Annotated in this window: 8 protein-coding genes; 4 read left to right on the forward strand and 4 right to left on the reverse strand. The window is 41.9% G+C overall.

The window, feature by feature from the left end:
* Window positions 1-301: 301 nt before the first annotated feature.
* Both FD724_RS30675 and FD724_RS30680 read left to right on the forward strand, forming a co-directional pair.
* Window positions 302-982, forward strand: coding sequence for a HEAT repeat domain-containing protein (locus FD724_RS30675; protein WP_114080714.1), 681 nt, complete (start codon window positions 302-304; stop codon window positions 980-982).
* 75 nt (window positions 983-1,057) lie between these two features.
* Window positions 1,058-1,624 (forward strand): phycobiliprotein lyase, encoded by a 567-nt coding sequence (locus FD724_RS30680; protein WP_114080713.1) that lies wholly within the window; start codon window positions 1,058-1,060, stop codon window positions 1,622-1,624.
* A 93-nt stretch (window positions 1,625-1,717) separates the two neighbouring features.
* Here the strand turns inward: FD724_RS30680 and FD724_RS30685 are convergent, their stop codons facing one another.
* Window positions 1,718-2,920 (reverse strand): MFS transporter, encoded by a 1,203-nt coding sequence (locus tag FD724_RS30685; RefSeq protein ID WP_179075222.1) that lies wholly within the window; start codon window positions 2,918-2,920, stop codon window positions 1,718-1,720.
* A 399-nt stretch (window positions 2,921-3,319) separates the two neighbouring features.
* Window positions 3,320-4,843 (reverse strand): site-2 protease family protein, encoded by a 1,524-nt coding sequence (locus FD724_RS30690; protein ID WP_179075223.1) that lies wholly within the window; start codon window positions 4,841-4,843, stop codon window positions 3,320-3,322.
* A 172-nt stretch (window positions 4,844-5,015) separates the two neighbouring features.
* On the opposite strand from FD724_RS30690, the gene FD724_RS30695 reads away from it, so the two are divergent.
* Both FD724_RS30695 and FD724_RS30700 read left to right on the forward strand, forming a co-directional pair.
* Window positions 5,016-5,750: an MBL fold metallo-hydrolase gene (locus tag FD724_RS30695; RefSeq protein WP_179075224.1), complete on the forward strand. Its 735-nt coding sequence runs from the start codon at window positions 5,016-5,018 to the stop codon at window positions 5,748-5,750.
* Between the two features lie 151 nt (window positions 5,751-5,901).
* Window positions 5,902-12,267: an AAA family ATPase gene (locus FD724_RS30700; protein WP_179075225.1), complete on the forward strand. Its 6,366-nt coding sequence runs from the start codon at window positions 5,902-5,904 to the stop codon at window positions 12,265-12,267.
* Window positions 12,268-12,605: 338 nt separating this feature from the next.
* Here the strand turns inward: FD724_RS30700 and FD724_RS30705 are convergent, their stop codons facing one another.
* Complete coding sequence (locus tag FD724_RS30705) at window positions 12,606-13,556, reverse strand: amino acid ABC transporter substrate-binding protein (RefSeq protein WP_256874404.1); 951 nt, start codon at window positions 13,554-13,556, stop codon at window positions 12,606-12,608.
* A 151-nt stretch (window positions 13,557-13,707) separates the two neighbouring features.
* Window positions 13,708-15,075: an NAD(P)/FAD-dependent oxidoreductase gene (locus FD724_RS30710; RefSeq protein ID WP_179075227.1), complete on the reverse strand. Its 1,368-nt coding sequence runs from the start codon at window positions 15,073-15,075 to the stop codon at window positions 13,708-13,710.
* Window positions 15,076-15,081 lie beyond the last annotated feature (6 nt).

Consider the following 15,081-nt stretch of genomic DNA (forward strand, 5'->3'; position numbering starts at 1 on the left):
AAGCTACTGCGCCCTTGCGGTTTTTACGACTTGTTCGCAGCTAGTTCCAAGCGAGAAACAAGTGGCTCCCCAACCTACAATTTTGTTGCTGCCCTCTGCCCCCTGCACCCTCTTGTAAAAATTATATTTTCTTCCTCCTGCCTCCTGCCTCCTGCCCTCTGCCTCCTCTTGTAACATTTATTTATTTTTCATTCATAATTGAGCCATTTTGTAAAGTCGCCAAACTCCTACTTCACGATGGCGACAGCCTGATGAAAGGATCGAGTAAATTAAGATAAGTAAAGAAAATGCTTTGAACTACATGACAGCTCTCAGCTTACAAGAAATTTCTACTCAGTTAGAAAGTCCGAACTTACGCGATCGCATGGTAGCTCTTGCTAATCTGCGTCATGTTTCTCCTGAAGAGGCAGTCCCTTTAATTAAAAAGGTACTAGACGACGAATCTTTGCAACTGCGATCGATGGCAATATTTGCCCTTGGAATCAAGCCAACGCCAGAATGTTATTCAATTTTGGTCAGAATTCTCGAAAATGACCCCGATTATGGCATCCGCGCTGATGCTGCTGGTGCTTTAGGATATTTGGGCGATGCCAGAGCTTTTGAAGTGCTTTCACGGGCGTTTTATGAAGATACTGATTGGCTAGTACGCTTTAGTGCAGCCGTTTCTCTTGGTAACATTAAAGACCCCCGTGCCCGTCAACTTCTTCTTCAGGCATTGGATAGCAAAGAAGTAGTGTTGCAACAAGCTGCAATTTCTGCGCTCGGAGAAATTAAAGATATTGAGTCTGTCGATCAGATTCTACGCTTTGCCCAATCAGATGATTGGTTAGTCAGACAACGTTTGGCAGAAGCTTTGGGTAATCTTCCCACTCCCAAGAGTGTCTCAGCTTTAAAATACTTAGAAAAAGACAATCATTTCAACGTTGCTGAGGCAGCCAGAATTGGCCTCAAGAAGCTTGAGGAAATAGGCAATCAAGCTTAATAATATTAGATCCTCCTGCTACCTTTTAATAATTAAGTGGGAATTTTAGCATTTTGATGCAGGGTAATTTCATTCATGAATATTGAAGAGTTTTTTCAGTTAAGTGCTGGTAAATGGTTTTCTCATCGGACTAGTCAACATTTGGCTTTGAATGAATCTGAACATAGCAAGTCAGACATTATCATTGAGACGCTGGCAGTAGATCATCCAGAAGCGACCAAACTGTGTCAACAGTACGAAATTAATCCTAGTTCCGCCTCCTGTGCTATCAAAATTAACTGGAATGGCACAATGGAAAAGGAGCAAACAAAACATAGTGGTTCAACTGTGTTAGTTTCAGTACCCGATGCAGATAATCCGTCTGAAGGCAAGTTACTGCGGGAAATAGTTGATGCTGAGAAAACTCCAGTTGCTGGACACTACAAATTTGACAGTGACGGTGCTTTAATCCTAACTATAGAAGATGAAAACATCTGGTCAGAGGAGCGCCTGTGGTTTGCTAGCCCCAATTTGCGAATGCGGGTAAATGTCCTCAAGAGTTTTGGTGGATTTAGCATTACTTCCTTCACTTCTGAGATTCGCATGGGTGGTTTTCCACCTGCTGCGAAAGCTTCCGAGGCGGCTAATTCAGTATCGAGTTAGTTGTAGCGTATTTTCCGTATTTAGGACTTACGCAAGACTATACGCGCTCAGGGGCAATTCATGAATTGCCCCTACCTAGAAATCAGGGTTTAGTTAAACTGTGTCCTGGCTAGGAATTGCTTCTGGCAAACTGCTTGAGGTATTAACGTGTAATTTCACCCAAACAAAAAAAGGAATTGCTAACAGTTGAGTTGTGGATGAAAATACAATTAGGGCAGTAATTGATCGATCGTATAAAATGCCCATTAAAGCGCTACCTAAAAACCAAGATAAACCATAGCCAGTACTAAAAATTCCATAAGCTGTAGCGCGCTTATTTTTTGGAACCATCCCAGCGATCGCAGCTTTCAAAATTGATTCTTGCGCTCCCATCCCTATACCCCAAAATGCTATTCCCAAAAGAGCAAGTTGGGTATTTCCTAAAAACACCAATGGGGCAAATAAGGATGAAACGAAAGCTGCAACTATCAGAATAGAAATACCAGTCCGGTCAAATAGATATCCAAATATTAGCGCTGCGATCGCATCCACTCCCATCGCTACAGCATAAAACAGAGGAATTGTTTGTCCAGAAGCGATATCCTGCTTTTGGAAATGAAAAGCAATGAGGGGAAAATCGGCATATCCGGCAGCAATAATCGCTACCGCACCTAGATAAATCCAAAATATTCGCGGCAATTTTTCTTCTTGATTTATCTCTGTTTCTACTTCAAAATCACTGGGATTTGGATAAATAAATTGTAGAACAATCAACACAAGCAATCCCAAAACGGCAGGTACGATCAAAATGGTAAAAGCATTGCGATACTCTCCTTGGAAATAAACCATTGCAGCTACAGCCAAAGGCCCCATAACTGCACCAGTTTGATCCATTGCCTCATGTAATCCAAAGCCAAAACCTCTACCGATTTGACTCGCACCGTGAGAAAGTAGGGCATCACGTGGCGGAGTACGAATTGCTTTGCCAGTGCGTTCAGCCATCATCAAACCTGCGGCAACTTCCCATCTCCCGGCTAAGGCTAAAAATGGCACAACTGCGGTGTTCAAAATGTAACCTAAAGTTGTGATTCCCCAATATTTGCGTGTCTGGTCACTAAGATAACCGATCGCTAGGCGTAAGCTATGACCAATCAATTCTCCAAACCCAGCTACCAGACCTACCACAGTACCGCTAGCTCCTAAAACTTGCAGATAAGCTCCCGTAATACTACGTGCGCCTTCATAAGTTGCATCAGCACAAAGGCTAACAAAACCAAGTAAAATCACAAACTTTAAAGCTGCTGCTTTCTGCGGCATAGTTCCTTATTTATCATTTGTTGATTCCATATTGAAACATGGGATTCTAGAAAAAACCAGTTAACATTGAACATTGAAATTAGTGAAGAAGAATTCAGGAGTCAGAATAAATCAGTGACTAGTCTGAATCTTCTACTGATTGAAGACTAGCAAATTGAAAATTTCGTGGGTCTTAAACTTCTGAAAAAGATTGTAGAGACGTAGCACTGCTACGTCTCTACAATGGTTATGGATAAAGCATAATTAGTTTTTAGAGATGTCTATAATTCATTCTGAATTCTGAATCCTGACTTCTGAATTCTAAATTCTGAATTCTGTTTCAATAAAAAATACCAAGCTATGGTTAATTCCATAGTTGGGAAAAATATATCTAGATTTTTATGGCTGCGTTGATACTTTTTAAATTTGCAAAAAGTTAGCGATCGCTTGCGGTAATGGCAAAATAATTACAATCAACAAAGCCATTGCCAGTAATCCCCAAATATCACGTTTGTTGTCCAATTCAGTGACATCATTCAGTGCAGGCTCATCAATCAACGGCATAAATAATAAGATAATCGCCCACATCAAAAATTCTTCCCGGATTAACGAAAGTAATAGCAACAGGAGGCGAGCCACTTGACCAATCATAATTGCAACTCGTTGTCCAAACATTGCATGGACAATGTGGCCTCCATCAAGTTGTCCCACAGGCATTAAATTTAACGCCGTCACAATTAGTCCGATAAAACCAGCTACTGCAACTGGATGCAAATCAAGGGCTGATTTTGCTGTTAACTGACTTCCCAAGGCTAGCTTCGACAGTAGCGCTAGTAAGATGGAATATTTGGGATTAAGAGCATCAGGATTCAAAAATCGGGCTTTTTCTTCAATCAGGGGAACCACGTCAGAATGAGCCAAGCCCCATATTAATAATGGCAAGGTAACAACAAAGCCTGCAAGCGGCCCAGCGATACTAATATCAAATAATGCTTTACGGTTGGGAATGGGACTACGCATCTGAATAAATGCACCAAAAGTTCCCAAAAAGAAGGGCATTGGAATAAAGTAAGGCAATGTCGAGCGAATTTTGTAGAATTTAGCCGTTAAATAATGCCCAAGTTCGTGAATACCCAAAATAGTCATTAACCCTAAAGCATAAGGTAATCCTTTAAATAGGACATCTGGGTTAGATAGAACTTTGAACAAAGAGCCAATTTCCCATAGAGGCGGAAGAGAAGTACCAGCAATTTCCACTCCCACCAAGGTAGTAGTTATCAAAGTCGCTACTAGTAGTAGAAGTGCTAATCCTGGCCGAGTTAAGCGTTCTTGGTCGCGTCGGGGTGTATTTCTCTCTTTAGCAGCCTGAATATTAGGAACCAGCACAAAGAAAGGTTTGTCATTTAAACCTTCTTGAAAGATCAACACGAAGCGATCGCCAAATTGTGCTTCAATATTAGTCTTAATCTGCTGGTAAGCGTTGCTGGCTTTAGTTCGTAACTGACCCCGGCAAATTACGGCTTGTGGTCGATACTCAATATTTTGAACGTAATATACAGACCAAGGAAAACAATTTCGCAGTTGAGTTTCTTCTGTTGGCTCAATGGGACGCACTAGTGGTTCTGGGGTAGGCTGGATAATTGGCTGTGATTCTGAGGCTTGGGCTGGAACTTCGGTTTGTGTATCTCTTGGCACTCGCCGCCCCCCTAGAAACAATATCCAGTACAACACTGTGCAGACAAATAACGACGAAACAATCAGCCCTGGTGGTGGAGGTTGTTTCGCCCCATATATCAGTGTCCATCCACTTAACAACAATGCTGGTGTCATTAAAACCAGCCACAACAACCATACTGGCGTTCGAGTGATGTGAGCGACACTGTGCTGCACCATTAGATAAGTAGCTAGCCCCAGTAGGAGGATAAACAGAAACCAAAATGCCATGTTATCTTCAGTAATTTTGACAAAACGCCCTACCTAGTAGCTTCAGCACCATAGCATTAACTACGAGGCAGACTTCAAATCCCAATTTTTTCAGATGGTTACAGTTCAATTCTTCAGAATTTCTACACTGTAACCAGATTGTCCACAACTCCTCAGTTCCGGTTCTTTGATTATGTGCCCTTTACCTCAACAGCCAAGTCATACAACTAAGCCACCACGGGCTGTCTTTCCTCAAGAAATTCCTAGCGGAAGTTCCTTGCAATCGGACTTCGCACAAGATAGCATTTTTGCTTTCCCACCCAATCGGGACACGTTAGGGGGAACCTCTTATTTTATTGTAAGAAATGAAGGCAATATCCTCATAGATTGCCCTGCCCTAGACCAAACAAATCAAGACTTTTTGGCGGCGCATGGAGGCGTGCGTTGGTTATTTATCACCCATCGAGGCGCTATTGGCAAAACTGCTGAAATTCAGAAAGCCTGGGGTTGTGAAGTTTTGATGCAAGAACAAGAAGCTTATTTATTACCAGGCTTACCCGTAACTACTTTTAGTCAAGAATTTACTCTTGATGCGGCAGTCAAAATTATTTGGACACCAGGTCATTCTCCCGGTTCATCATGCCTATACTACAGTAAGCTTGGAGGTATATTGTTTTCTGGTCGCCATTTGGTTCCTAATCAGAAGGGCGATGCAGTACCATTACGGATAACTAAAACCTTTCACTGGCCACGACAAATCAACAGTGTTCAGTTATTATTAGAACATTTTACACCAGAAACTCTCAGGTACATTTGTCCCGGAGCTAATACAGGTTTTCTTAGGGGCAAGCGTTTTATAGATCGAGCTTATCAACACCTCGCCTCTCTGGATTTAGCAGCTTTGCTGCGGATGCAGCCCCTTATTTAAAATAAAGACTTCTTCACGAGTATAAAAAACTTACCCCAATACTTAATACTCAATAAAAAATGGTTCTTTTTGATACTGATATAAAATATAATTTAAGGAAGATACTGTCTGGGGAATTCTAGCGTTAGACAAGGAATTCTGGTAAAAATTTATGAGTGCAAAAGTTGATGGAACTGTAAGGATCGCTGGCTACCAAATTATAGAGCAACTTTATTCTGGTTCTCGGACTCAAGTGTATCGGGCAATACGAGAATGCGATCGCCAACCAGTCGTCATCAAGCTCTTAAAACGAGAATATCCAAGTTTTAGCGAATTAGTACAGTTTCGCAACCAATATGCGATCGCTAAAAACCTAGATATTCCCAGCATCATTAAACCTTACAGCCTAGAACCCCATCACAATGGCTATGCCCTAGTTATGGAAGACTTTGGTGGCATCTCCTTGCGACAATTTACCCAAAGACGACCACTGAGCTTAGAGGAATTTTTACCCATTGCCTTGCAACTGATAGACACTTTACACCAGTTGCATCAACAGCGCATCATTCACAAAGATGTCAAGCCAGCTAATATCCTGATTCATCCTGAAACCAAAAAAATTAAGCTAATTGACTTCAGTATTGCCTCGCTGCTACCACGAGAAACCCAGGAAATTCAAAGTCCCAATGGACTGGAGGGAACCCTAGCGTATTTGTCGCCAGAGCAAACTGGACGGATGAACCGAGGCATTGACTACCGCAGCGACTTTTATTCATTAGGTGTAACTTTCTTTGAACTGCTGAGTGGACAACTGCCTTTTACATCTCACAATCCGATGGAGTTGTTACATTGTCATATCGCCAAACAGCCTGACTCTATCTGTAATCTCAACCCAGAAATCCCCTTGATGTTGGGAGAGATCATTTGCAAGCTGATGGCAAAGAATGCCGAAGACCGCTACCAGAGTGCTACGGGACTCAAACATGATTTAGTATTTTGCTTAGAACAATGGCGAAAAACAGGTAAACACACATGGTTTGATTTAGGACAGCACGATATCAGCGATCGCTTTCTCATCCCGGAAAAACTCTACGGACGAGAGGAGGAAATAGAAAGCTTACTGGAGGTATTTGGGCGGGTTGCCAATGGTGCAGTGGAACTAATGCTGGTGGCTGGCTTCTCTGGCATTGGTAAAACTGCCGTGGTGAATGAAGTGCATAAGGTGATCGTTCGCTGGAACGGCTACTTCATCAAAGGAAAGTATGACCAGTTCAACCGCAATATTCCCCTGTCTGCTTTTGTGCAAGCTTTCCGGGATTTGATGGGACAGTTGCTCACCCAAAGCGACACCCAGTTGGAACAGTGGCGAAACAAAATTCTGTCCGCAATCTCTGAGAGTGGACAGGTGATCATTGAAGTGATTCCAGAATTAGAACGGATTATTGGCACGCAACCGCCAGTACCAGAATTATCGGGTAGTGCTGCACAGAACCGCTTCAATCTGCTGTTTGTGAAATTTATTCAGGTATTCGCTACAAGAGAGCATCCGTTAGTAGTGTTCCTCGACGATTTGCATTGGGCAGATTTGGCATCTCTGAATTTGATGAGGCTGTTAATGGGTGAAACCTTAAAGGGTTATCTATTAATTATTGGTGCATACCGTGATAATGAAGTGTTTGCGGCTCATCCCTTAATGGTAGCCCTGGAAGAAATTGAGAAGGGAGTCACCGTCAGCACCATTACATTAGATCCTTTGAGTCAAACAGATGTGAATCGTTTGATTGCGGATACATTAAGTTATTCAACAGAAATTGCTCTACCATTAACCGAGCTAGTTTATCAAAAAGCCAAAGGTAATCCGTTTTTTACAACCCAGTTTCTCAAGGCATTACATGAAGATGGACGAATTACCTTTGATTGGGATACAGGTTTGTGGCAGTGTGATGTGGCGCAAGTATCCAGACGCACGGCAGCTTGTCTTCAGACATCGCTTTCTTTAACGGATGATGTCGTTGAGTTTATGGCAATTCAACTACAAAAGTTGCCGCTCGAAACTCAGGAAGTTCTAAAATTGGCAGCCTGTATCGGTAATCAATTTGATTTGGCGACATTGGCGATCGTTTTTGAACAGTCTCCAACCCAAACGGCAGAAGTTTTGTGGAAAGCGTTGCAAGAAGGGTTAGTTTTACCACATTGTGATGTCTATAAGTTTTATCAAGAGTCAGAAGCAATAATAGAATCTTCTGACTTGGGGATTCTGGATTCTGGTTCCTGTGTTTACACATTTCTGCACGATCGCGTCCAACAAGCGGCATATTCTCTCATCCCAGAGGAGAAAAAACAGGCAACTCATCTAAAAATTGGCCAGTTACTCCTGAGTAATACCCCCGAAAGCAACCGGGAAGAAAGCATTTTTGAAATTGTTGGTCAACTTAACGTTGCGGCTGAATTGATTGCCCAACCCGCAGAACGTCAAGCATTAGCGCAATTTAACCTGATGGCAAGCCGCAAGGCCAAGGCAGCGATCGCCTACACTGCTGCCTGCAAATATGCCCAGGTGGGCATTGGGTTACTCGCCCAAAACAGTTGGCAGCATCAGTATGAGTTAACCCTAGCACTCCATCAAGTTGCCACAGAAGCTGCCTATCTGAGTGGTGATTTAGAGGAGATGGCAGCCAATGCCCATCTTGTCCTAAATCACGCCAAAACTCCATTAGATAAAATCAGCGTCTATGAGGTGAAAATTGAGGTATTCACTGCTCAGGGTTATTTTGCCGAAGCGATCGCAGCAGCACTTACCATTTTGAAGCAATTGGGAGTGGAACTACCTACAGAGCCTACCCAGGAAGATGTGGCAGTGGCCTTGAGTACCGTCTTAGATGTAATTGGAGAGCGATTCCCTGCCGAGTTGCTCAACCTCAGCGATGCAAAGGATGCAAACATCCTGGCAGCAGCTCGAATTTTGACATCAGTAGCACCCTGCGCTTATCTGTCTCAGCCACAGCTGTATTTACTGGTGATTTTAAAAAAGGTTTATTTATCTGTCGTCTATGGTAATGAATCAACCTCGACCTTTAGCTATGTCTCTTATGGAATATTGATGTGTGGTGTATTCAAAAACGTCGAATTAGGTTATGAATTCGGTCAGTTAGCCCTCGACCTGCGATCGCGTTATCAAAATTCCGAATTGAAAGGGAAAACTTTATTATTAGTCTGTGTGTACACAAGGCATTGGAAAATGCACCTGCGGGAGTTATTACAACCCTTGCAAACTGCCTATTGTAGTTGTTTAGATGTAGGCGATTTGGCTTTCGCGGGTTACTCTGCGTATAACTACAGTTTTTACTCCTATTTTGCAGGACAGAATTTAACACAGCTAGAGCCGGAAGTTGCTGGTTATTGCGAAGCGCTCAAGCATCTCAAGCAAAATCTAGCTCTGAACTATTCCCAATTGATTCGACAAATTTTGCTGAATTTAATGGGAGATGCGGATGACGTTGTAGTGTTGAGCGGTACAGCCTACAATGAACAGCATCAACTTCCATTACATGAAGCAGCAGGCGATCGCACCGGATTAGCATTGCTATGGATTAACAAACTGGTTGTATCCTATCTGTTTTCCGAGTTTGAACAAGCCGTAGAACAAGCTAGGCAAGCGAGACAATATTTAGATGCGATCATTGCTTTTTTATATGTACCCATCTTTCATTTTTATGATTCTTTAGCCCAACTAGCATGGTTTGAGCAACTCTCAGCCTTAGAACAGCAGCAAATGAAAGAATACATTACTGCTAATCAAGAAAAACTTAACTACTGGGCTACCCACGCACCAATGAATTTTCGACACAAATTTGATTTGGTGGAAGCCGAGCGGTATCGAGTCTTGGGCAATCGGGCAGAAGCAATTGAATATTATGATCGCGCCATTATTGGAGCCAAAGAACAAGGCTATATTCAAGAAGAAGCACTAGCCAATGAATTAGCAGCCAAATTTTACCTCGACTGGGCCAAAGAGCAGATTGCTCAGTCATACATGACTCAAGCCTACTATGGTTATGCTCGTTGGGGTGCGAAAGCCAAAGTCGTCGATCTAGAAAAACGTTATCCCCAATTACTCGCCCCCATTCTTCAGCAAAGTCCTTCTCCTCTCTCAACTAACGAAACTATCTTTGCCTTGGGGAGTGTTACCTCCACCAGTTCTGCCAATTCCAGTAGTAGCAGCATTTCTGTTGCTCTAGATTTAGCTACCATTCTCAAAGCTTCCCAAACCCTATCTGGCGAAATCGAACTGGAAAAACTGCTTTCAGTATTGCTGCATATCGTCATTGAAAATGCTGGAGCAGATAAGTGTGTATTCATGCTTTTGGAATCAGGGCGTTTGCTAATTCAGGCGTTAGCACAGCTTTCTCTTGGTATCGTATCTGTAGAGAACAAGAAGGGAATTACTCATGTTGATTTTTACCCAAGATTGCTGAATCCACAACCCATTGAAGACTCTCAGGATGTGCCAGTTGGCTTAATTAATACCGTCAAACGCAGCTTAAAACCAACAGTAATTATTGATGCCACAGTGCATCCTCAATTCATCAACGATCCTTATATTCAGCAACAGCAGCCCAAAAGCATCTTGTGTAGCCCAATATTACATCAGGGGAAGTTGCTGGGCATATTGTATCTGGAAAATAACCTAGCAGCCGGAGCCTTTACAAGCGATCGCGTCGAACTGCTAAACTTGCTTTGCGCTCAAGCGGCAATTTCTCTAGTGAATGCCCGACTTTATCGAAATTCCCAAAACTATGCTCAACAGTTGACGCAATCTCTAGCAAAATTACAGGCTAGTGAAATCCGCTTCCAAAATTTGGCGAATAATATTCCTGGGATGGTGTACCAATTCCGTTTGGCAGCCGACGGTTCAACTTCAACACCTTACGTTAGCTCTGGCTGTTTTGACTTGTATGGATTAGAGCCAGAATTAGTGATGGCAGGGATACACAGCCTTTACGATATGAATCATCCTGACGATCAACCAGCTATTGCAAAAGCGATCGCTTACTCTGCCCAAACTCTGACACCATTTGATCAAGAATGGCGCATTATCCTGCCTTCAGGAGCCGTGAAATGGATTCAATCTGTGGCTCGGCCAGAGCGACAAGCCGATGGTGCAATCTTATGGGATGGGGTGGTAATTGATATTAGCGATGTCTACGACGAGCTTCGCTTACGCAAAGAGGCCGAAGCATCTCTAGCCAAAGAACGAGAGTTCTTGAATGCCATTATTCAAAATATTACAGATGGGATTGTTGTTTGTGACCCTAATGGAAATTTGGTCTTATTCAATAACGCAACTCGTGAGTTTCATGGTTTACCAATAGAATCATTACCACCAGAGCAATGGGCACAACATTTCGATCTCTATCAAGCTGATGGTCAAACACCCCTATCAACAACAGAAATTCCTTTGTTTCGCGCCTTGCAAGGGGAAATAGTTGAAAATGCAGAAATGGTAATTGCGCCGAAACATGGCTCTAAGAGAATTTTGTTAGCAAGCGGACAAGTGATCGTCGATTCTTTAGGCAACAAACTTGGTGCAGTAATTGTGATGCGAGATATTAGCGATCGCAAACAGGCAGAACTTACTCTACAGCAAAAATCACTTGATTTGCAACAAGCGCTAAACGAGCTACAAAACGCCCAATTACAAATAGTCCAAAGTGAAAAGATGTCTGCGCTGGGTAACTTAGTTGCTGGTGTCGCTCACGAAATGAATAATCCCCTGGGTTTTATTGCTGCCAGTCTCAAACAAGCTAAACCTACTATTGCTGATATTATCGAACACTTGAAACTCTATCAAGAAACTTCACTCAACAAGAACGATCAAATCAAAGATCATGCGGTCGAAATTGAATTAGATTATACCTTAGAAGACTTGCCCAAGATGATTGATTCAATGTCTATGGCCTGTGACAGATTAAAAAAAATCAGCACCAGTTTAAGAACTTTCTCTCGTGCGGATCAAGACTACAAAGTGTTTTTCAATATCCACCAAGGCATTGATAGCACAATTTTAATTTTGAAACATCGTCTAAAGGCTAATGAACTACGCCCTGCTATTGAAGTTGTCACAAACTACGGTAATTTACCTCAAATTGAATGTTTTCCAGGGCAGCTAAATCAGGTGTTTATGAATATTTTGGCAAATGCGATTGATGCCTTGGATGAGTCAATTATTGGGCGGAGTTTAGCAGAGATTCAAGAAACTCCTAACCAAATTATAATTACAACCTCAGTCGAGAATCATCTAGTTAAAATTGCCATCTCTGATAATGGTAAGGGAATGAGTGAACAAGTTAAAGAAAAAATATTTGACCATTTATTTACTACAAAAATTGTTGGTAAAGGGACTGGGTTAGGGTTGGCGATCGCTCGGCAAATTGTCGAAGAAACTCACGGTGGTAATCTGACCTGCACTTCTGTACTGGGTCAAGGGACAGAGTTTGTCATTACCTTACCAGTTAAAACGGTGACATTGGATTCATAACAATAAAAGAGTTTTGCCAGAGGTCTAATATCCTCTCAAATTTCTTCACCATCAATACTAAGCTGTTACGCAAATAAGATTGCACATCAACTGGTGAGGTTATCCTTTGTCAATTGTCCTTTGTCCTTGGTAAACACAAATGACAAATGACAAATGACGGTCTACACGGAAAATATTGCAATACATCACTTTGCAACTAAATGAGGTAAGGAACCAAGGATTCACAAATCAAATTATTCTTCTCCCTCCTGCCTTCTGCCTCATGCCTCAAAACCAGTGGCTTTGTGCCTCATGCAAAAGAAAACTGCTGTATGTAGGCGCGTTAGCTTAACTACAACCTACAAATCTTTCTGAGGAATATCTTCGTGAAACTCTATCATCAATTGCATGGTTTCCACAGCTAAATCACGTAAGTCTCGATTTAGAAATACAACACCTTGAGAACCAAACCAACGATCAAAAATCGCAACATATTTGGGGTTATCGTTGACAAATCCTTGCATAAACTTGACGAGGGAATAGTTAACTGAATCGAGGAATTTAGAGTTATTCTCAGGAACCATACAAGCAATTCCTTCTCGTGAATAGGGACGAGGAGGTGCGATCGCAAAACTATCTTGATTTTTTGCTGTTTGTAACCATCCCTCTAAAAGAATGCTATCGGATGCAAAAGCGTCAATTTTACCCTGTTCCAAAGCCGCAAATCCTTCTGCTCTAGTCTTAAAATATACAAGTTTAGCTTGGGGTTGTATTTGCTTGATGGCTTGTTCATTGGTAGTTCCAGCCAGCACACCCACACGCTTGTTAATGAGAGATTCAGGCGAACCTAAATTGCTATCCTTCTTAATTAAAATTTGCGTACCTGTGACACCATAGCTGATTGAAAAATCAACCTTTTTATCTCGTTCCCAAGTAAAACTACTAGCATCACAGATAATATCAACTTGTCGGTTAATTATCTTAGGAATTCTTTCTGCTGGGGTAACTCCAACTAATTTAAGTTGAATTTTCTTACCTAATTCTTTTTCTAACTGCTTCTGGATCAAAGTCAGCATATCCACAGAATAACCAATCAATTTTCCTTGACTATCAGAATATGCAAAGGGTAAAGCATCTCTACTTGTACCTGCCGTTAATACTCCTGTCCGTGCTACTTTTTGCATCACAGTTTCTGCCCCTGCAACACCAGGTAGGGATGCTGATAATATCAAACCGAATATCGCACTATATATCTTCGACTTAGTAAAAGCAGGTAAACACGAGAGATTTATTTTAGTACTAACAAACATATTCAAATATTTGGGCATCCACAGTATCAAAGTAAAAAAATTATCTCTGTGAATTGCCAAGTAAGCAGTTCTAGAAATGATTCTTCACATTAGAGACTTAAAGGAAACCTTTGTACTGGCAATTTACCTTGTATTAAAGGAGATTCCCTACCTACTCTTTTTTATCCTCATCTCCCAACATTTTCAGTAATTTTCTCGCAGCTAGAATACCTACAACTCCTGCGCCGACTATTTCCGCTGCTTGCACCACTTTTTTACCGACATCATGAGGGTCAAGGTGGTGATGGAAAATCTCTTCATCCACCCATTCCGTTGTTGCTTTAAAGTCGTGAATTGGTGTTGGCAATAGCGTTAAATAAGTGCCTTGACGGATTAAATGCCCAGATTCGCCTGCAACTTCAAAAACATTGAAAAGGTTAGCAGCAGCATCATTTATCCCCAATTTCAAAAGGGTTCCCCGGATGTTAACCTTAACAGGTTTGAGTTCTTCTCCTAGAGCGATCGCTTTCAAATTGTGAGCAATATTGGCTCCTTGCTGATAAGCCACTTGAGCCGTAGGCGGTAGCGAATTATCCTGAACTGCTGCACAATCACCACCGACAAACACTTCTGGGAAATCGAGTAATTGTAAGGTGGGAGTAACTAAAGGGCGATCGCGACGATCTCGATGTTCTTTAGGAATTGGCAAATCTTTAATCAGTGGATGGGTAGAAGTGCCAGCAGTCCAAACTGTAGTATGGGTGGCTAACGTCTCAATTTGATCGTTACGCTTATATTGAATTGAGGTGGAACCAATAGCAGTAGCTTCTGCTTCCACAATCATCTCTATTGGCACAGCACGTTTATTCAATTCCCGTTCGGCAATTTCACGCAATGGGTTATTTATATCGCCATCAAGGATTTCTTTACCATGATTGAGTAGTACTACACGAATTTCACTTGAATTTCCTCCCAAAGCGCTATACCAATGTGGGAGAAAATCAGCTAGAGTTGCTGCCATTTCCACACCACTTGCACCACCACCAACGATGACTACTGTTAATAGTTTTCGGCGTTGTTCTAAATCTTCAGTTTGGACGGCTTTGTGCAAACAGTCACGTAAATGTCGCTCAAGAGCGATCGCATCTGCTTGCGTCCAGAAAGGAAAGGCATTAACATTCGCACCTTCAACTTGATGATAGCCAGTAACGCTGCCCAAGGCTAATACTAAATTGCTGTAATTGTAAGAGTTTCCCGAAGTTAATTTAACTTCCCGTTGATGCAAGTCTATCGATTGCACTGTATCTTGCACAAAGATGACTCCACTACCTTTAAGTAGTTCTGAAAAACGTGGGACTACCTGAAAGGTATCCATTTCACCATCGAAATATTCATATAATAGCGGCTTAAAGCAAAAGCGCTCGTCTTTATCAATCAAGATAACAGAACGAGGATAATGTTCGTGAGCTAAATGTAAGGCTGTAAATAGCCCTGCAAAACCACCGCCGACAATCACAGTTTGATAAACTGGGCTGTTCATAAAATC

Source organism: Nostoc sp. C057 (genome assembly GCF_013393925.1).
In the GTDB taxonomy this organism is placed as follows: domain Bacteria; phylum Cyanobacteriota; class Cyanobacteriia; order Cyanobacteriales; family Nostocaceae; genus Nostoc; species Nostoc muscorum_A.